Below are 18,860 nucleotides of genomic sequence, written 5' to 3' on the forward strand. Positions count from 1 at the left end.
GCGGTGTTCAAGCGAGGTTCAGGCGGGGTTCAAGCATTGAGGGCCCAGGCCCTCAACCCACCCAGACGCGAGCGTTGCGGAACATGCGCATCCAGGGGCTGAAGGCCGACGGATCACCGCCGGTCCAGCTCATCTGGATGTTGCGGAACACGCGCTCCGGATGCGGCATCAACGCGGTGAAGCGGCCATCCGCCGTCGTCACCGCCGTCAGGCCGCCGGGGCTGCCGTTGGGGTTCAGCGGGTACTGCTCGGTCGGCTGTCCGTTGCCGTCCACATACCGCATCGCCTGGATCACCTGACCGGCATCGCCGCGCTGCGAGAAGTCCGCAAAGCCTTCACCATGGGCCACGGCGATCGGCAGGCGGCTGCCGGCCATGCCCTTGAAGAACAGGCTGGGCGAGTCCAGCACTTCCACCTGCGCCAGGCGTGCCTCGAACTGCTCGCTGCGGTTGCGTACGAACTTGGGCCAGTGCTGCGCACCGGGAATCATCGGGGACAGTGCCGCCAGCATCTGGCAGCCGTTGCACACGCCCAGCGCGAAGCTGTCCTGGCGCGCAAAGAAGGCCTCGAAGGCGTCCTTCAGACGCGGATTGAACAGGATGGACCGTGCCCAGCCTTCACCGGCGCCCAGCGTGTCCCCGTAGCTGAAGCCGCCGCAGGCCACGAAGCCCTTGAACTGGCTCAGGTCCACGGCGCCTGCCTGCAGGTCGCTCATGTGCACGTCGTAGCTGTCGAAACCGGCCTGTGACATGGCATAGGCCATTTCCACATGCGAGTTCACCCCCTGCTCGCGCAGGATGGCCATCTTCGGACGCACACCGGACTGGATGAACGGGGCCGCCACGTCCTCCTTCACGTCGAAGGTGGGCGCCCAGTGCAGGCCGCCGCCCGGTGCACCCGCCAGGGCATGCTCCTGGTCGGCGAAGGCCGGGTTGTCGCGGTCGCGGGTGATGCGCCAGGACACCTGGTCCCATTCCTGATGCAGTTGCTGCAAGGGGGCGGCAAACACCTTCTTCGCATCGCGCCAGACTTCCACCTGGCCGGCGTCATTGGTCTTGCCCACCACATGCGACAGCTTGGACAGGCCGTGGGCGCGCAGCGTCTGCAGCACCGCATCGCGGTCGCCGGTGGCCACCTGCAGCACCACGCCCAGTTCTTCATTGAACAGCGCCTTGAGCGTCAGCTCCTCGCGCCGGCCGCTCACCTGGCTGGCCCAGTTCTTGGAATCGCCGGTGTCGGCACGGCTGTCGGTGATGCCGTCGCCTTCGGTGACCAGCAGGTCCACATTCAGGCTCACGCCGCGTTGGCCGGCGAAGGCCATTTCGGCGGCAGCGGCCAGCAGGCCCCCGTCGCTGCGGTCGTGGTAGGCCAAAAGCTTGCCCTCAGCGCGCAGCGCATTGACGGCCGCAACGGTCTGATTGAGCAGCGCGGGATCGTCCAGGTCCGGCACTTCAGGGCCGAACTGGTTGAGCGTCTGCGCCAGAATGGAGCCGCCCATGCGCTGGCGCCCCTGACCCAGGTCGATCAGCACCAGCGTGGTGTCGCCCGCTTGCAGTTGCGGCGTCAGCGTGCCGCGCACATCCGGCAGCGAGGCAAAGGCCGACACGATCAGCGACACCGGTGCGGTGACCTGACGGGTCTGGCCGTTGTCGCTCCAGCGGGTCCGCATGGACAGGGAGTCCTTGCCCACCGGAATCGACACGCCCAGGGCCGGGCAAAGCTCCATGCCCACGGCTTTGACGGTGTCGTACAGGGCCGCGTCTTCACCGGCTTCGCCGCAGGCCGCCATCCAGTTGGCGGACAGCTTCACGCGGGACAGTTCAATCGGCGCGGCCAGCAAATTGGTGATGGCTTCGGCCACCGCCATGCGGCCGGATGCGGGCGCATCCACCGCCGCCAGCGGCGTGCGCTCGCCCATGCTCATCGCTTCACCGGCAAAGCCCTTGAAGTCCGCCAGGGTCACGGCGCAGTCGGCCACCGGCACCTGCCACGGGCCCACCATCTGGTCGCGGTGGCTCAGGCCCCCCACGGTGCGGTCGCCGATGGTGATCAGGAAGCGCTTGGACGCGACCGTCGGGTGACGCAGCACATGCGTCACGGCCTGCGCCAGGTCCACGCCGTCCAGGTTCAGGGGGCCGCCTGAGCGGGCCACCCGCTTCACATCCCGGTGCATCTTGGGCGGCTTGCCCAGCAGCACGTCCATCGGCATGTCGATGGCCCGTTCACCGCCCTGCCCGTCTTCCAGCACCAGCTCGCGCTGCTCGGTGGTCACGCCGACCACCGCAAACGGGCAGCGCTCGCGTTCACACATGCTCTGGAACAGCGGCAGGCTCTCCGGCGCGATGGCCAGGACATAACGCTCCTGGCTCTCGTTGCACCAGATTTCCTTGGGCGCCAGGCCGGACTCTTCCAGCGGCACCTTGCGCAGGTCAAAGCGCGCGCCGCGGCCGGCGTCGTTCACCAGTTCCGGGAAGGCATTGGAGATGCCGCCGGCGCCGACGTCATGCACCGCCAGGATGGGATTGCGCTCGGCCAGGCCCCAGCAATGGTTGATCACTTCCTGCGCACGGCGCTGGATTTCCGGGTTGCCGCGCTGGACCGAATCGAAGTCGAGGTCGGCCGTGTTGGTGCCGGCCGCCATCGAGCTGGCGGCGCCGCCGCCCATGCCGATGCGCATGCCGGGTCCGCCCAGCTGGATCAGCAGCGTGCCGGCCGGGAACTCGATCTTCTTGGTCAGGTCCGAACGGATGGCACCGACGCCGCCGGCGATCATGATGGGCTTGTGATAGCCGCGATGGATGCCGTCCACTTCCTGCTCATAGACGCGGAAGTAACCGCCCAGCGCAGGACGGCCGAATTCATTGTTGAAGGCGGCGCCGCCCAGCGGCCCTTCGGTCATGATCTGCAGCGGGCTGGCAATGTGCGCCGGCTTGCCGATGGACGCCTGTTCCCAGGGCTCGCTCAGGCCCGGCAGCTGCAGGTTGGAGACCGAGAAACCGGTCAGGCCGGCCTTGGGCTTGGCGCCGCGGCCGGTGGCGCCTTCATCGCGGATCTCGCCGCCAGCGCCGGTGGAGGCGCCCGGATGCGGGGAGATGGCCGTCGGGTGGTTGTGCGTTTCCACCTTCATCAGCACATGGGCCGTTTCGGTGCGGGCTTCGTAGCGCGGGGCGCGCTGGTCGCCGGCCGCCATCCAGCGCTCGATGGTGTGGCCTTCCATCACCGCCGCATTGTCGGCATAGGCAATGACGGTGTGCTGCGGATGCAGCTTCTCGGTGTTGCGGATCATGCCGAACAGCGAGAGCGGCTGCGCTTCGCCATCAATGGTGAACTGCGCATTGAAGATCTTGTGACGGCAGTGCTCGCTGTTGGCCTGCGCGAACATCATCAGTTCCACATCGCTCGGATTGCGGCCCAGGCGCTGGAAGGCGGTCACCAGGTAGTCGATCTCGTCGTCCGACAGGGCCAGGCCCCAGGCGCCGTTGGCTTCGTCCAGCGCGGCGCGGCCGCGGCTGAGGACATCCACATGGGCCAGCGGCTGGGCCTGCTTGTCGTCGAACAGGTGCACGGCGTCTTCGCGGCGCAGCAGGACGCTTTCGGTCATGCGGTCATGCAGCAGCTCGGCGCAGGCCAGCAGTTCCTGCTCGGTCAGCGGCTTGGTGCCGCCGGCCAGGCCAGCCGTCACGGTGCTCAGCAGGCCGCCCTTGAGGGTCAGCCGGTATTCGGTGACGCGTTCGACGCGGTGGATGGACAGGCCGCAGTTGTGGGCAATGTCGGTGGCCTTGGAGGCCCAGGGGCTCAGCGTGCCCAGGCGCGGCGCGGTGACGATCAGGGCGCCCTCGGACGGGCCTTCGTAGGCATCGCCGTAGTTCAGCAGCGCGGCCAGCTTGCCCTGGCTGGCGTCATCCAGCGGGTGGTCGGTCCAGACCCAGTGCACATGGCGCGCATGCACGGCGGTGATGCGGTCGCTCACCGCTTGCAGGCGCGCCAGCAGCGCGGTGGCCCGGAATGCCGAGAGGGCATTGCCCCCCTCGAAGTGAATCAGATACTTGGAGGAGGTGGTGCTGGACATTGAGGGGGTCTCTGCGGGTCTCGGCGGATCTCGACGGGTCTGGCGCCGCGAAGGTTTGCGGCGCAGAACTCGGGATTGTAGCCACGGCGGAAGGGTTCTCCCCTAGCCGCGCGCGGTAGAAGCACGGCCCGGCGTCAGCGCGGGCTTTCGGGAAGAAAAAGGCCATCCGCGTGGGATGGCCTTGATGGGGTTCGGCTCAGGCTGCACCGATCAGCGCTGGATCAGCGCTGGATCAGCGCAGGATTAGCGCAGGAAACGTCCCCGCGGATCGATGATGGCGATGTCGGCAAAGGTCGCGCCGGTATGGTCGTTGGGGCTGAAGGACACCTCCAGGCCACCCAGGTCATACTTGCTCATGCCGTTCAGGGCGCGCTGCACGCTGCCGCGGTTGACGTCCTTGCCGGCCCGCTTGAGGGCTTCCACCAGCACCTTGGCCGAGGCAAAACCTTCCATGATGGCGGGCGTCACCACGCCGCCGCTCTCGGGCGCCTTCTTCACCAGCTCGGTGATCTCGCGCACCATCGGCATGGACATGGTCCGCTCATTGGGGAAGACCTGCGACACGATGACGCCAGCGGCGTTCTTGTCCAGCAGTTGCAGGAAACCGGCGGATGCGTTGTTTGACAGCGTCGAGACCATCGCCCGCGACCCGGCGGCGCGCATGCCGTTGATGCAGTCGGCGACCAGTTGCTGCGAACCGATGAACAGCACCACCTGCGGGTCGGCGGCCATGACCTGCTTGACCAGGTTGGGCACATCCGGTTTGTCACGCTCGAAGGTCAGGTGGGCGACCGGCTTGACCTTCTGGTCGGCCAGGCCCTTGAGCGCGCCGGTGGCGGCGTCCTGGCCGAAGGTGTCGTTCACCTGCACCAGGGCGATGCGCTGGTTGCCCATCTCCAGCAGCAGTTGGACGGCACGCTCCGACTCACGCTGGTAGGTGGAGCGGACGTTGAAGATGTAGGGGTGGACCGGCTTGTGCAGCAGCATCGCGCCGGTGGACGGCGCCACCAGCGGGATCTGGTACTTGTCCAGCAGCGGCATCACCGCCTGCGTGTGCGGCGTGCCGCGGGTCAGGAACAGGGCCACGGCGTTCTTGTCGATCAGCGCCTGGGCATTGGCCGCCGTACGCTTGGGATCGAAGCCATCGTCCATGGCGATCAGCTCGATCTTCTGGCCATTGACGCCGCCGGTGGCATTCACATGGTCGATGTAGAGCTTGGCGCCGAGGTTCAGTTCCTTGACGCTGGCCGCGACCTGCCCGGTCACGCCATTGGTCTGGCCCACGACGATCTGGGCCTGGGCGCTGAAGGCAGCGCCCAGCAGGCCGGCGACCAGCGCGGTGGTGGGAAGAACGGTGGCCAGCAGGCGGCCGACGGTTGAACGGTCTTTCATTCTGATGATTCCTGCCGACGGGCCTGCCTGGTCAGGCCGCCTCGCCGGCGAGTGTCCCCTAATGCCGACCGTCCTCCGTCTTGTGGAGGGAGGATCCCGGGTCGGCGCCTGGCGCTAACCCTCTCCCTCGAATGAGGGGGTTAACGCCCCGCGCGCATCTTAGCCACGATGTCCTGCACGCGTCCCATGAGTGACACGGTGTCGATCGAGGTATTTGTGCGATTTTTCAACAACTGCCGGCCTGCCACCCACACATCCGTGACATGTTCACGGCCAGCGACATACGCCAGTTGCGCGTCTGCGTGATAGACCGGCTGGCATTCCAGCGCTTCCAGCGACACGGCCACCACGTCCGCCTGCTTGCCGGCTTCCAGGGTGCCCAGGTCGTGGGCCCGGCCCATGGCCTTGGCGGCCCGCACGGTGGCCATTTCCAGGGCGGTGCGGGCGGAGACGGTCAGCGGGTCGCCGGTGGAGCCCTTGGCCAGCAGTGCCGCAGCGCGGATTTCGGTGAACATGTCCTGCCGGTTGTTGGACGCCGCACCGTCGGTGCCCAGCACCGTGTTGACGCCCGCGGCTTCCAGCGCCTTGACCGGGGCGATGCCGGAGGCCAGCTTCAGGTTGGAGCTGGGGTTGTGCACCAGGTGCACGCCCTTGGCGGCGATCAGCTCGATCTCCTGCGGCGACAGGTGGACCATGTGCACGGCGATCATGCGCTCGTTCAGCAGGCCCAGCTTGTCCAGGCGCTCCAGCGGACGCATGCCGTATTGCTTGACGCTGCCGTCGATCTCGTCCTGCGTTTCGTGGATGTGGCAGTGCACCTGCAGGTCGTACTTTTCCGCCAGCTCGCGCAGCTGGGTGAAGGTGTCGTCCGACACGGTGTAGGGCGCGTGCGGGGCGCTGGTCCAGTCCAGCAGCGACTCACCCTTGAACTGCTCATAGGCGGCCAAGCCCTTCTGGATGTAGTCCTGGGCATTGGCGGCGTAGCCGGTGGGGAAGTCGATCACGTTGATCGACACGCCGGCGCGCAGGCCGCTGTCCACCGCGGCACGAGCCATCGCGGTGGGGAAGAAGTACATGTCGTTGAGGTAGGTGACCCCGCCGCGGATGGCTTCGGCCGCAGACAGCATCGAGCCCTGGTAGACCCAGTCCTCGCTCACCCACTGGCGCTCCAGCGGCCAGATGTGGTTGTTCAGCCAGTCCATCAGCGCCAGGTCATCCGCCACGCCGCGCAGCAGCGACATGGCCGAATGGGTGTGGGCGTTGATCAGACCCGGGATCAGCACATGGTGCGGCAGCTCGACCCGCTCGGCATCGGCATACCGCTGCAGGGCTTCTTCACGCGGCAGCACGGCGGCGATGCGCTCGCCTTCCATCGCCAGGGCATGCTGCTCCAGCACCGGGCTGCCCGGCGTCATGGTGATCAGCCAGCGCGGCAACAGCAGCTTCACGCCTTTGGAGGCTTGGGCGGTCATGGGGAATCTCCTCAGAAAATCTCGTCGAACAGGGCCAGCACGCGCGGCGCATCCACCGCCACGCAAACCTGCTGGGCCGGGTGGCCGGTCCAGGCGGTCGGCTGCGATTGCTCGCCGCGCCAGTCCTGGATGGTCTGACCGGTGGCAATGCCCTCCAGCGCCACCCGCACCGGGCCCTTGCGCAGGGTAAACGCTTCCGGCACCAGCAGCACCGCAGCGGCACTGGCGTCGTGCGCATAGATGCCGCCAATGCGGTCGCGGGCATCGTAGAACTTCTGGTAGTGGCGGGTGGCCTGCCAGAGCAGTTCACCGGCGCCGTCACCGCGGCCGCGCAGGCGGGCCAGGTCGGCCTCGCGCATGATGACTTCCTGGGTGACGTCCAGCCCCACCACGATGACGGGCCAGGCGGCGGTCAGCACTTCGTCGGCCGCTTCCGGGTCGGCCATGATGTTGGCCTCGGCCACCGGCGAGACATTGCCGCTGTGGCCCTTCAGGCCAAAGGCCCCGCCCATCACCACCACCTGCTTGACCTTGGCCGCGATGCCGGGATCCTGGCGCAGGGCCAGCGCGAGGTTGGTGAACGGGCCGACGGCCACGATCGTCAGCTCGCCCGGGCGCTCATTGACCAGGTCGCAGATCAGTTGGTGGGCCGGGCGAGAGTCCGCCGCCCGGGTGGGCGTGGGCAACTGGTGGGCGATGCCGCCGAGGGCATCGTCGCCGTGCACATGCAGGGCGCCGTCACGGCGGCGGTGGTCCAGCAGCGGGCCGGCGGCACCGGTGGCCACAGGAATGTCCAGCTTGAACAGGGCCGCCAGGCCGCGTGCATTGTGGGCGGTCACGGCCACCGACGCATTGCCGTGCACCGCCGTGATGGCGAGCAGGTCGAACCGGGGATGGGCCGCCAGCAACGCCAGCGCGAGCGCGTCGTCAATGCCGGGGTCGGTGTCGTAAATAACGGGAATCTTGGAGCTGTCCATGGCGGATACGGCTTTCCAGGTCAGGCAGGAGTCATGCTGTCGGCCAGGGCCGGCAGCTCGGAACGGTAGGGCATGGCTTGCTGCACACCGGAGCGGCTGACCGCGAGCGCGGCGGCCGATTGGCCCAGGGACGCGGCCTGCAGCGGCTCCAGCCCTTCGGCCAGGCCGACGGCCAGACCGCCGACCAGCGTGTCGCCGGCACCGACGGTGTCGATCGCATCCACCCGGGTGGCCCGCAGGTGGTGGCCCTGCGGATGCTCGTCGCCGAGCAGCCAGGCGCCCTGCCCGCCCAGCGTCACCAGCACATGGCGAGGGCCCAGCGTGCGCAGATGGCGAGCGGCTTCGCGGGCCAGCGTCAGTTCGTCGACCCGTGCGGCGGCATCCAGCGCGTCGCCGCACAGCTGCGCGGCTTCGGTTTCATTGACCACCAGCCAGTCCGTCAAGGCCAGCAAGGCCGGCGGCAGCGATTGGGCCGGCGCTGCATTGAGCACGGTGGTGACACCGGCCTGGCGGGCCAGTTCAAAGGCGCGCTGGATGGCCGGCACCGGCACTTCCAGCTGCGCCACGACCACGCGTGCAGACTGGATCTGGCGGGCAGCGGCTTCCACATCGGCGGGCGTCAGGTCGGCATTGCTGCCGGGCACCACGACGATGGCGTTTTCTCCGCCGTCCCGGGCCACCATGATGACCGCCACGCCGGGCCAGGCCGCGTCGTCGCGGTGGATGGCATCGGTGGACACATGTTCCTGTTCCAGCGCCGCCAGCAGCTCATGGCCGTGCTGACGCAGGCCCACTCGCCCCACCAGCGCCACGTCCGCGCCCAGACGCGAGGCGGCCACGGCCTGGTTGCCGCCCTTGCCACCCGGTGTGCCGGCGAAGGCCTCGCCGATCAAGGTTTCACCCGGGGCCGGCAGCCGACTGGCATGCGCCACCAGGTCCATGTTGATGCTGCCCACCACCACCACGGTGGCCGCAGCCTTTTCCAGATTCATGCTTGCTCCGAAGACAAAGGCGCAGAGGTGCTTTCACGCAGCACCAGCTGCGGCGTGAGCTGCAGGTCCTTGAAAGGCGCCTGCGGGTTCTCGATGCGCTCGATCAACGCGCGACCGGCCTCCCGGCCCAGGTCGCGGATCGAGCATCCCACGCTGGTGATGGCGGGATAGATGTAGCTGCCCAGCTCGATGCCGTCAAAGCCGACGACGCTGAGCTGGCGAGGGACGCTGCGACCCAGCTCCGCGGCGGCGCGCAGGGCCCCCATGGCCATCAGGTCGTTGCTGGTGAAAACGGCGGTGAGTTCCGGCTGGCGGGTCAGCAGCGTCTTGACGGCTTCATAGCCACCGGCGGTGCTGAAGTCGCTCTCGATGAGCCAGCCGTCGTCGGCCTCAAGGCCGCGCTCGCGCAGGGCGGATCGCCAGCCGGCCACCCGCTCCTGCGTCACCTCGAATTCCGCCGGGCCGCTGACGCAGCCGATGCGGCGGTGGCCCAGGTCCAGCAGATGCCGCACGGCAGCGGCCGCGCCGACCTGGTTGTTGACACTGACCCGGTCTGCGCGGGCGCCCGGCACCAGGCGGTCCACCGTCACGACCGGCACGCTGGCGTGACGGAAGGTGGTGGCCAGGGTTTCGGTATCGCCGGCGGAGCTCAGCAGCAGGCCGTCGATGCGTTTTTCCAGCAAGGTGCGCAGGTAGGACTGCTGGTGCTTGGGATCGTTGTCCGAATTGCAGAGGAACACCGAATAGCCGGCCTGCCGGCACCATTCCTCCACGCCCACCACGAGCTCAGCAAAGAAGGGATTGCGCACATTGGGCACCAGCACGCCGACGATCTTGGTCTCGCTGCGACGCAGCGACCGGGCCACTGCACTGGGCAGGTAGCCGATCTCGTCCACCGCCGCCAGCACACGCGCCCGCGCCTGCGCACTGACCGGCCGCGTGTTGTTCAGCACATGGGACACCGTGGTGAAGGACACCCCCGCCAGCGCGGCCACATCCTTGATGGTGCTCATTCCGGTTTTTGGCTTTCTTCAGAATGGATGGAGACGTGGATTGCACCCGATGCGCGCTGTACTGCCGTCGGTCATGGCTGCAAACGTTTGCAAGACGGCGAAGCATATCCCATCGACTCGAATGAACACGGGGGCGCCCTGCGAGCGGACGAAAAAAAACCCCTGCACCCGAAGGTTCAGGGGTTGTCCCTCAAGGGGTGTATCAGCGCTGGGCGATCGGCTTGACGTCGCGCTTGGTGGCGCCGACGAACAGCTGACGCGGACGGCCGATCTTGTACTCGGGGTCGCCGATCATTTCGTTCAGCTGGGCAATCCAGCCGACGGTACGGGCCAGCGCGAAGATGGCGGTGAACAGCGGCACGGGGATGCCGATGGCGCGCTGCACGATGCCCGAGTAGAAGTCCACGTTCGGATAGAGCTTGCGGGCGACGAAGTATTCGTCTTCCAGCGCGATCTTTTCCAGTTCCATGGCCAGCTTGAACAGCGGGTCGTTTTCCAGACCCAGTTCGCTCAGCACTTCGTGGCAGGTCTCGCGCATCAGCTTGGCGCGCGGGTCGTAGTTCTTGTAGACGCGGTGACCGAAGCCCATCAGCTTGACGCCGCTGTTCTTGTCCTTCACCTGCTTGATGAACTCGCCGATCTTGGCCACGCCACCCTGCTTCTGGATGTCGTGCAGCATGTTCAGTGCGGCTTCGTTCGCACCGCCGTGGGCGGGGCCCCACAGGCAGGCCACGCCGGCAGCGATGGCGGCGAACGGGTTGGTGCCGGACGAACCGCACAGGCGCACGGTCGAGGTCGAGGCGTTTTGCTCGTGGTCGGCATGCAGCGTGAAGATGCGGTCCATGGCGCGCACCAGCACGTCATTGGGCTTGTACTCTTCGCAAGGCGTGGCGAACATCATCCGCATGAAGTTGCCTGCATAGGACAGGTCGTTCTTCGGATAGATGTAGGGCTGGCCGATGGTGTACTTGTAGGCCATGGCCACGAGCGTCGGCATCTTGGCGATCAGGCGGATCGCGGCGATTTCACGGTGCTCGGGGTTATTGATGTCGGTGCTGTCGTGATAGAAGGCCGACAGCGCGCCGACCAGGCCCGTCATCACGGCCATCGGGTGAGCGTCGCGACGGAAGCCACGCAGGAAGAACTGCATCTGCTCGTTGACCATCGTGTGATGGGTCACGCGATTGACGAACTCTTCCTTTTGCGACGGGGTCGGCAGTTCCCCGTACAGCAGCAGGTAGCAGGTTTCCAGGTAGTCGCAGTTCACCGCGAGCTGTTCGATCGGGTAGCCGCGATACAGCAGTTCGCCCTTGTCACCGTCGATGTAGGTGATGGTGGAATTGCAGGACGCCGTCGACAGGAAGCCGGGGTCATAGGTGAACTTGCCCGTCTGCGCATACAGCTTGCGGATGTCGATGACATCCGGGCCGATCGTGCCCTTGTACAGGGGCAGTTCCATCTGCGGGCTGCCGTCCGAGAACGACAGTGTGGCTTTGACGTCAGAGGGGGTCATGGGCATTCCTTATGACTTCTGTGGGGTTCTTGTCTCTTATTGCGGCGTCCGGAGCATCGCCAGGACCGCCTGCACATCCGGCCGTGCCAGATCGTCCGAAGGCTCCTTGCGGGCCAGCATCAGATCCAGCAGGTCGTTGTCGGCGAGGTCCATCAGTTGCCGCAGGCCTTCCGCGTGGAACTCGGTCAGCTGGCTTTCGTGCCGCCGGAAGAACCGCTCGATGAAGAGGTCATTCTCCAGCAAGCCGCGCCGGCAGCGCCACTTGAGCTTAGAGAGATCCCTCTCGTTGATGAGGGTGTTCGGGGAGGCAGTCATGGCGGGCTCCGGTGCGAGGGCGAGCGTGCCGCTTTAGACGGCGCGGCGCACCATCAGTTCCTTGATCTTGCCGATGGCCTTCGTCGGGTTCAGACCCTTGGGGCAGACATCGACGCAGTTCATGATGGTGTGGCAGCGGAACAGACGGTACGGGTCTTCCAGGTTGTCCAGACGCTCGGCCGTGCCTTCGTCGCGGCTGTCGGCGATGAAGCGGTAGGCCTGCAGCAGACCGGCGGGACCGACGAACTTGTCGGGATTCCACCAGAAGCTGGGGCAGCTGGTCGAGCAGCTGGCGCACAGGATGCACTCGTACAGGCCGTTGAGCTCATCGCGCTCTTCCGGCGACTGCAGACGCTCCTTCTCGGGCGGGCGCGTTTCGTTCAGCAGGAACGGCTTGATCGAGTGGTACTGCTTGAAGAACTGCGTCATGTCCACGATCAGGTCGCGGACCACCGGCAGACCGGGCAGCGGCTTGAGCTTGATGACGTCCGGCAGCGAACGCAGGTTGGTCAGGCAGGCCAGACCGTTCTTGCCGTTGATGTTCATCGCGTCCGAACCGCACACGCCTTCACGGCAGGAGCGGCGGAAGGACAGCGTCGGGTCCACGGCCTTGAGCTTGAGCAGGGCGTCCAGCAGCATGCGCTCGTTGCCGGCCAGCTCCAGCTCGATGGTCTGGATGTAGGGCTTGGCGTCCTTGTCCGGGTCGTAGCGATAAATCTCGAAGGTGCGCTTGATCATGTTTGGCTCCTGCGTCCTTAGAAGGTACGAACCTTCGGGGGCACGCTTTCAACGGTCAGCGGCTGAAGGTTGACCGGCTTGTAGGTCAGGCTGTTGCTGGCGCTGTGCCACAGCGTGTGCTTCATCCATTCCTTGTCATTGCGGCCCAGCGGGAATTCCGCATCGTCGGCACCACGCTCGTAGTCGTTCACGGTGTGGGCGCCACGGCATTCCTTGCGGGCTGCGGCGGAGACGATGGTGGCTTGGGCCGCCTCGATCAGGTTGTCCACTTCCAGCGCTTCCACGCGGGCGGTGTTGAACACCTTGGACTTGTCCTTCAGGGTGATGTTCTTCACCCGCTCGCGGATGGCGGCGATGGCGCCGACCCCTTCGTCCAGCATGGCCTGGGTGCGGAACACACCGGCGTGGGACTGCATGGCGGTGCGCAGGTCGTTGGCGACGTCCTGGGCGTATTCACCGCCGCTGTTGCTTTCCAGACGGTTCAGGCGAGCCAGGGTCTGGTCGGCAGCGTCCTTGGGCAGCGGCTTGTGCGAGACGCCCTTCTTGTGCGCGTCCACGATGTGGTTGCCGGCGGCACGGCCGAACACCAGCAGGTCCAGCAGCGAGTTCGTGCCCAGGCGGTTGGCGCCGTGCACCGACACGCAGGAGCATTCGCCCACGGCATACAGACCGTTGACCACGCTCTTGTAGTCGTCGCCCTTGGGGACCACCACCTGGCCATGGATGTTGGTGGGGATGCCACCCATCTGGTAGTGAATGGTCGGCACCACCGGGATCGGTTCCTTGGTGATGTCCACGTTGGCGAAGTTGTGGCCGATCTCGAAGACCGAGGGCAGCCGCTTCATGATGGTGTCGCCACCCAGGTGGGTCATGTCCAGCACGACGTAGTCCTTGTTGGGACCACAGCCGCGACCTTCCTTGATTTCCTGGTCCATGCAGCGCGAGACGAAGTCACGCGGGGCCAGATCCTTCAGCGTGGGGGCGTAACGCTCCATGAAGCGCTCGCCGTTGGCGTTGCGCAGGATGGCGCCTTCGCCGCGGCAGCCTTCGGTCAGCAGCACGCCCGCGCCGGCCACGCCGGTCGGGTGGAACTGCCAGAACTCCATGTCCTGCAGCGGGATGTCCGCACGGGCGGCCATGCCCAGGCCGTCACCGGTGTTGATGAAGGCGTTGGTGGAGGCGGCGAAGATGCGGCCGGCACCACCGGTCGCCAGCAGCACGGTCTTGGCTTCGAGGATGTGGATCTCGCCGGTTTCCATTTCCAGCGCGGTCACGCCCACCACGTCGCCGTCGGCGTCGCGGATCAGGTCCAGGGCCATCCACTCCACGAAGAAGTTGGTGCGGGCCTTGACGTTCTGCTGGTACAGCGTGTGCAGCATCGCGTGGCCGGTACGGTCGGCCGCAGCGCAGGCGCGTTGCACCGGCTTTTCACCGTAGTTGGCGGTGTGGCCGCCGAACGGACGCTGGTAGATGGTGCCGTCGGGGTTGCGGTCGAACGGCATGCCGAAGTGTTCGAGCTCGTACACCACCTTCGGGGCTTCACGGCACATGAACTCGATGGCGTCCTGGTCACCCAGCCAGTCCGAGCCCTTGACGGTGTCGTAGAAGTGGTAGTGCCAGTTGTCTTCCGACATGTTGCCCAGGCTGGCGCCGATGCCGCCCTGCGCTGCCACGGTGTGGGAGCGGGTCGGGAACACCTTGGACAGCACGGCCACATTCAGGCCGGCGAGCGACAGTTGCAGCGAAGCGCGCATGCCAGAGCCGCCGGCTCCAACGATGACGACGTCGAACTTGCGCTTGGGGAGCGAGGTTCCGATTTGCATTTCTTACAGCCTCCAGAGCACTTGGATCGCCCAACCCGCGCAACCCGTCAACCACACCAGCGTGAACACATGCAGCGCGAACCGCACGCCCACCGGCTTCACGTAATCCATCCAGATGTCGCGCACACCGACCCAGGCGTGCCAGCACAGGGAGATGATCAGCGCGAAGGTCAGGAACTTCATCCATTGCTGGCTGAAGATGCTGGCCCACAGGTCGTAGCCCAGCGTGCGGCCTGGCAACAGCACCTGCACCAGCAGCACGATGGTGAACACGGCCATCAGCAGGGCCGTGGCGCGCTGGACCATCCAGTCACGCAGGCCGTAGTGCGCACCGACAACGATGCGCTTGGATCCATAAGTTGTCATTTTGATTTGCCCCTCGGGTCAATCAGTCGTCAATCAGTCGTCAATCAGCGGTCAATCCATCGGCGACCGTGGTTGCAGGAGTCATGCGGGCATGACTCGCCGCGGCGGTCAGTACAGGCCGAACAGCTTGGCGCCCAGCAGGACGGTCAGCGCCAGGCTCAGCACCAGCGTCACGATGGCGCTGTTGCGGCCCTGGGCCTTGGTCACGCTGTGGGTGGCGTCCATCCACAGGTGGCGCACGCCGGCGATGAAGTGATGCAGGTAAGCCCAGATCAGCCCGAGCGTCGCCAGCTTGACGAACCAGGCAGGCACGAAACCGATGCCGGCCAGGTAGGCGCTGGTGAAGGACTCATAGGAGATTTCCGACGTCAGGCTGTTGTCGAACAGCCAGATGACGAAGGGCAGCAGGAAGAACATCAGCAGGCCGCTGATGCGATGCAGGATCGACACGATGCCGGCCGGAGGAAGCCGGTACCCGACGATCTGCGTGACATGGATGTTGGTGTAGACCGGTCGTTTCTTGGTGGTGGCTGAAGTGGCGTCCGTCATGTCCGACCTTGTAATCGATGTGAAACCCAATGATTTTAGAGCAATGACTTGTGTCTGGCAGGCATCGAGGGCGCATGTCGTTCAACAACGGCCCCGCGACCCTTCATTGAAGATCGTTGCGGTAAAAGTGATGGGTCGTGTTGTAGAGACCGCGGCGCAACTCCACCGGCTTGTCGCCGTAGGTGAAGGAGAGCCGCTCCACGCTCAGCAGCGGACTGCCGGGCGACACCTGCAACAGCCCAGCGACTTCTACGTCGGCTGCAACTGCGCGGATCTTTTCCTGTGCACGAATCATGTGCACACCAAATTCTGTTTCGAGCAGGCCATAGAACGGACCGCGATGCTCCCGCAGGCGCTCGGCGGTCAGGCCTTTGAACATGGCGCCGGGCAGCCAGATGTCGTCCAGCACCACCGGCTCGCCGCCGCTGTGCAGCAGTCGGCGGATCTCGATGACCGGATCGCCGGCGCGCAGATTCATCTGGCGGGCGATCCACGCCGGGGCGCGCTGGCGACGGCAGTCCAGCAGCTGGCGCCCCAGGGTGGCCGAGGCACCGGCATCGGGCGTCAGGCGCAGGAAGCGGAACTGCTGCTGCTGCTCGGCGTGGGTGGCCACGAAGGTGCCCTTGCCCTGGCGGCGGACCAGCAGGTTCTCCGCGGCCAGCTCATCCACGGCCTTTCGCACGGTGCCCTGGCTGACGCCGAAGCGGCCGGCCAGCTCCATTTCGCTGGGGATGGTCTCTCCGGCCTTCCACTCTCCGGCCTGCAGACCGGCCAGGATCAGGCCCTTGATCTGGCGGTAGAGGGGGCTGAATGCCGGTGTCGCCTCGGCACGCGCCAGCTCATTGAGCGGCGTGACCGGATGGGGCGACGGGAAGGGGGGAGACATGGGGCGGCATTCGAGCACAAACCCTGGGTTGACGTCCATCAAAACCGGGAGACCCAGCGGGTTAGTCTTATATAAGACACAAGAGTGTCAGATTCTTGCCATGTTGGAGCGGGGTTTTGGGCTTTGAACCGCTTTCGGGTGGGCGAATAAGACGGCTTGCTCCAAGCGCGGCGGGCCTGATGGGCCTACACTTGTGGGCGCTGGCGTCGGCTCGCGACCACGCCGACCGGACAACCGTTTCCGCAGGCCGCGGCGTCGCGAAGACATCCACGGCCCTTCCGCTTCCATTGCGCTTTCTTCAATGGCGCTTTTAACAGGCTTTTGCCTTTTCACTTTCGGAGACCTCGTGATGAGCAAGAAACCCGTTCGCGTTGCCGTGACTGGCGCCGCCGGCCAGATCGGCTATGCCCTGCTGTTCCGCATTGCTTCCGGCGAAATGCTGGGCAAGGACCAGCCTGTGATCCTGCAGCTGCTGGAGATCCCGGACGAGAAGGCTCAGAACGCGCTCAAGGGCGTGATCATGGAACTGGAAGACTGCGCCTTCCCGCTGCTGGCTGGCATTGAGGCGCACAGCGACCCGATGACCGCCTTCAAGGACACCGACTACGCCCTGCTGGTGGGCGCACGTCCGCGTGGCCCGGGCATGGAGCGTGCAGACCTGCTGGCTGCCAACGCCCAGATCTTCACGGTGCAGGGCAAGGCTCTGAATGCCGTGGCTTCGCGCAATGTGAAGGTGCTGGTGGTGGGCAACCCGGCCAACACCAATGCCTACATCGCCATGAAGTCGGCGCCGGACCTGCCGGCCAAGAACTTCACGGCCATGCTGCGCCTGGACCACAACCGTGCGGCTTCGCAGATCGCGGCCAAGACGGGCAAGCCGGTGGGCAGCATCGAGAAGCTGGCGGTGTGGGGCAACCATTCGCCCACGATGTACGCCGACTATCGTTTCGCCACCATCGACGGTCAGGCCGTGAAGCCGCTGATCAACGATGAAGAGTGGAACCGCAACACCTTCCTGCCGACCGTGGGCAAGCGTGGTGCAGCCATCATCGCCGCACGTGGCCTGTCGTCGGCGGCTTCGGCTGCCAACGCCGCCATCGACCACATGCGCGACTGGGCCCTGGGCACCAATGGCAAGTGGGTCACGATGGGTGTGCCGTCGGACGGCTCGTACGGCATCCCGAAGGACGTGATGTTCGGCTTCCCGGTCACGACCGAGAACGGCGAATACAAGATCGTGCAGGGTCTGGAGATTGACGCGTTCTCGCAAGAGTGCATCAACAAGACGCTGGCTGAGCTGACCGACGAACAAAACGGCGTAAAACATCTGTTGTAATCCCCCCTACCGCCTTCGGCGGCCCCCTCAAGGGGGCGAGCCCAGAGGCCTGGCGAAGCCAGTTCCTCGGGCTCCGCTGGAGGGGCACCCGGGCTGCGCCGGGTGGGCTGTCTGAGGCGGTAATGGAATAAGAAGGCTGGCCTGAGGGCTGGCCTTTTTTTATGTGCGTGCGAGGGTTGGGGGTCGTGGCCTGGGGTTTCGGGGCGGTTTGGGTGACACTTGGGGACGATGGCGCCGGTCGCTGATGAGCGCCTGCGTTACGGGTCGCAGGGCCGACGGCCTGGTCGATGGTTGGACTGGTTTCTTGAGATGTCATGAGCAGCACTTCGCTTCATCCCGCACAAGCACTTTTTGATGAGGGCCAGGCGCCGAGCGTCCTGCCGGTGGTCGATCACTACTGCGGCGTCGAGTCGCGGATGGTCAAGAGCCTGGAACTGCAGGCACAGATGGGGCCGGTGTTCGACATCACCCTGGATTGCGAAGACGGCGCGCCCGTGGGCGGCGAGGCCGAGCACATGCTGCTCGTGCTGCAACTGCTCAACGGTCCACTGAATGTGCATGGGCGCGTTGGCGTGCGGGTGCATCCATTTCAGCATCCTGCTTTCGAGGCCGATGTCGAGGCGGTCATTGCCGGCGGCGGAGAGAAGCTCGCGTTTCTCATGATCCCCAAGCCCGAGAGCCTGGAAGACCTGCAAGGCGCCATCGCCTTCATTGATGACAGCCTGCAACGTCACCAGATCCGCAAGCCGCTGCCGCTGCACACCCTCATTGAGACGCACGGCGCGCTGCGCGATGTCATGGCCATCGCCGCCCTGCCCCGCATCGAGTCCCTGTCCTTCGGCCTGATGGACTATGTCTCCGCTCACCGCGGCGCCATTCCGCGTTCCGCGCTCACGGTGGAAGGCCAATTCACTCATCCGCTGGTGGTGCGTGCCAAGCTCGCGATTGCCGCGGCGGCCCACACCTACGGGAAAACCCCATCCCACTGCGTCGTCACCGAATTCAAGAGCGAACGCGCCATCCAGTCGGCGGCGGAGCGGGCCGCGCGGGAGTTCGGGTACACCCGCATGTGGAGTATCCATCCGCAACAGATTCGACCGATCATTGACGCCTTCGCCCCCAGCGTGGCCGAGATCGACGAAGCCATCGACATCCTGAGCGCCGCGCAGGCGGTGGACTGGGCCCCCATCCAGCACCGTGACATGCTTCACGACCGAGCCAGCTACCGACTGTTTTGGCACCTGCTGCAGCGTGCATACCGCACAGGCCAGCCTCTGCCTGCGCAAATCGAACAGGCGTGGTTCAACCCACAAAACGCGGGCGCCAGCAGTACAAGCGTTGCTTGAAATCCCTACCCTTTGAAACAAACCCTGTGTGCACGCGGCTTGCCCAGCGCGAGAATTCGCTTGCCGTCGCGCC

Annotated in this window: 15 protein-coding genes; 2 read left to right on the forward strand and 13 right to left on the reverse strand. The window is 65.8% G+C overall.

Annotated elements, in window-relative coordinates; all coding sequences use genetic code 11:
* Positions 1 to 52 precede the first annotated feature (52 nt).
* From purL to DES44_RS13420, 13 genes are all read right to left on the reverse strand, one after another.
* Positions 53 to 4,069 carry a phosphoribosylformylglycinamidine synthase gene (gene purL, locus DES44_RS13360; protein WP_058935367.1) on the reverse strand — a complete coding sequence of 1,339 codons (4,017 nt, stop codon included), beginning with the start codon at positions 4,067 to 4,069 and terminating at the stop codon, positions 53 to 55.
* Positions 4,070 to 4,312: 243 nt separating this feature from the next.
* Entirely contained in the window at positions 4,313 to 5,461 is a 1,149-nt protein-coding gene (locus DES44_RS13365) for an ABC transporter substrate-binding protein (RefSeq protein WP_083525629.1), read from the reverse strand.
* Between the two features lie 140 nt (positions 5,462 to 5,601).
* A complete protein-coding gene (locus tag DES44_RS13370; protein WP_058935368.1) occupies positions 5,602 to 6,933 on the reverse strand; it encodes a TRZ/ATZ family hydrolase in 1,332 nt (443 codons plus the stop codon).
* 11 nt (positions 6,934 to 6,944) lie between these two features.
* Positions 6,945 to 7,910 (reverse strand): nucleoside hydrolase, encoded by a 966-nt coding sequence (locus tag DES44_RS13375; RefSeq protein WP_058935369.1) that lies wholly within the window; start codon positions 7,908 to 7,910, stop codon positions 6,945 to 6,947.
* Positions 7,911 to 7,930: 20 nt separating this feature from the next.
* On the reverse strand, positions 7,931 to 8,902 hold the full coding sequence (gene rbsK / locus DES44_RS13380; protein WP_058935370.1) for a ribokinase: 972 nt from the start codon (positions 8,900 to 8,902) through the stop codon (positions 7,931 to 7,933).
* A complete protein-coding gene (locus DES44_RS13385) occupies positions 8,899 to 9,915 on the reverse strand; it encodes a LacI family DNA-binding transcriptional regulator (RefSeq protein WP_058935371.1) in 1,017 nt (338 codons plus the stop codon). Before DES44_RS13385 ends, rbsK begins: the two co-directional genes overlap by 4 nt.
* Positions 9,916 to 10,117: 202 nt before the next feature.
* Positions 10,118 to 11,428: a citrate synthase gene (gene gltA / locus DES44_RS13390; RefSeq protein ID WP_058935372.1), complete on the reverse strand. Its 1,311-nt coding sequence runs from the start codon at positions 11,426 to 11,428 to the stop codon at positions 10,118 to 10,120.
* Between the two features lie 36 nt (positions 11,429 to 11,464).
* On the reverse strand, positions 11,465 to 11,743 hold the full coding sequence (locus tag DES44_RS13395) for an FAD assembly factor SdhE (protein WP_058935373.1): 279 nt from the start codon (positions 11,741 to 11,743) through the stop codon (positions 11,465 to 11,467).
* A 33-nt stretch (positions 11,744 to 11,776) separates the two neighbouring features.
* Entirely contained in the window at positions 11,777 to 12,481 is a 705-nt protein-coding gene (locus DES44_RS13400) for a succinate dehydrogenase iron-sulfur subunit (protein WP_058935374.1), read from the reverse strand.
* 17 nt (positions 12,482 to 12,498) lie between these two features.
* Entirely contained in the window at positions 12,499 to 14,304 is a 1,806-nt protein-coding gene (gene sdhA, locus DES44_RS13405) for a succinate dehydrogenase flavoprotein subunit (protein ID WP_058935375.1), read from the reverse strand.
* 3 nt (positions 14,305 to 14,307) lie between these two features.
* On the reverse strand, positions 14,308 to 14,670 hold the full coding sequence (gene sdhD / locus DES44_RS13410; RefSeq protein WP_058935376.1) for a succinate dehydrogenase, hydrophobic membrane anchor protein: 363 nt from the start codon (positions 14,668 to 14,670) through the stop codon (positions 14,308 to 14,310).
* Positions 14,671 to 14,778: 108 nt separating this feature from the next.
* Positions 14,779 to 15,219 (reverse strand): succinate dehydrogenase, cytochrome b556 subunit, encoded by a 441-nt coding sequence (gene sdhC / locus DES44_RS13415; RefSeq protein WP_058935377.1) that lies wholly within the window; start codon positions 15,217 to 15,219, stop codon positions 14,779 to 14,781.
* Positions 15,220 to 15,322: 103 nt separating this feature from the next.
* Positions 15,323 to 16,105, reverse strand: a complete 783-nt coding sequence (locus DES44_RS13420) for a GntR family transcriptional regulator (RefSeq protein WP_058935378.1) — start codon at positions 16,103 to 16,105, stop codon at positions 15,323 to 15,325.
* A 349-nt stretch (positions 16,106 to 16,454) separates the two neighbouring features.
* On the opposite strand from DES44_RS13420, the gene DES44_RS13425 reads away from it, so the two are divergent.
* Positions 16,455 to 17,441 carry a malate dehydrogenase gene (locus DES44_RS13425; RefSeq protein ID WP_058935379.1) on the forward strand — a complete coding sequence of 329 codons (987 nt, stop codon included), beginning with the start codon at positions 16,455 to 16,457 and terminating at the stop codon, positions 17,439 to 17,441.
* A gap of 314 nt (positions 17,442 to 17,755) precedes the next feature.
* Positions 17,756 to 18,787, forward strand: a complete 1,032-nt coding sequence (locus tag DES44_RS13430; RefSeq protein ID WP_058935380.1) for an HpcH/HpaI aldolase/citrate lyase family protein — start codon at positions 17,756 to 17,758, stop codon at positions 18,785 to 18,787.
* Positions 18,788 to 18,860 lie beyond the last annotated feature (73 nt).

The organism is Roseateles depolymerans, from assembly GCF_003387155.1.
Classification (GTDB): domain Bacteria; phylum Pseudomonadota; class Gammaproteobacteria; order Burkholderiales; family Burkholderiaceae_C; genus Roseateles; species Roseateles depolymerans.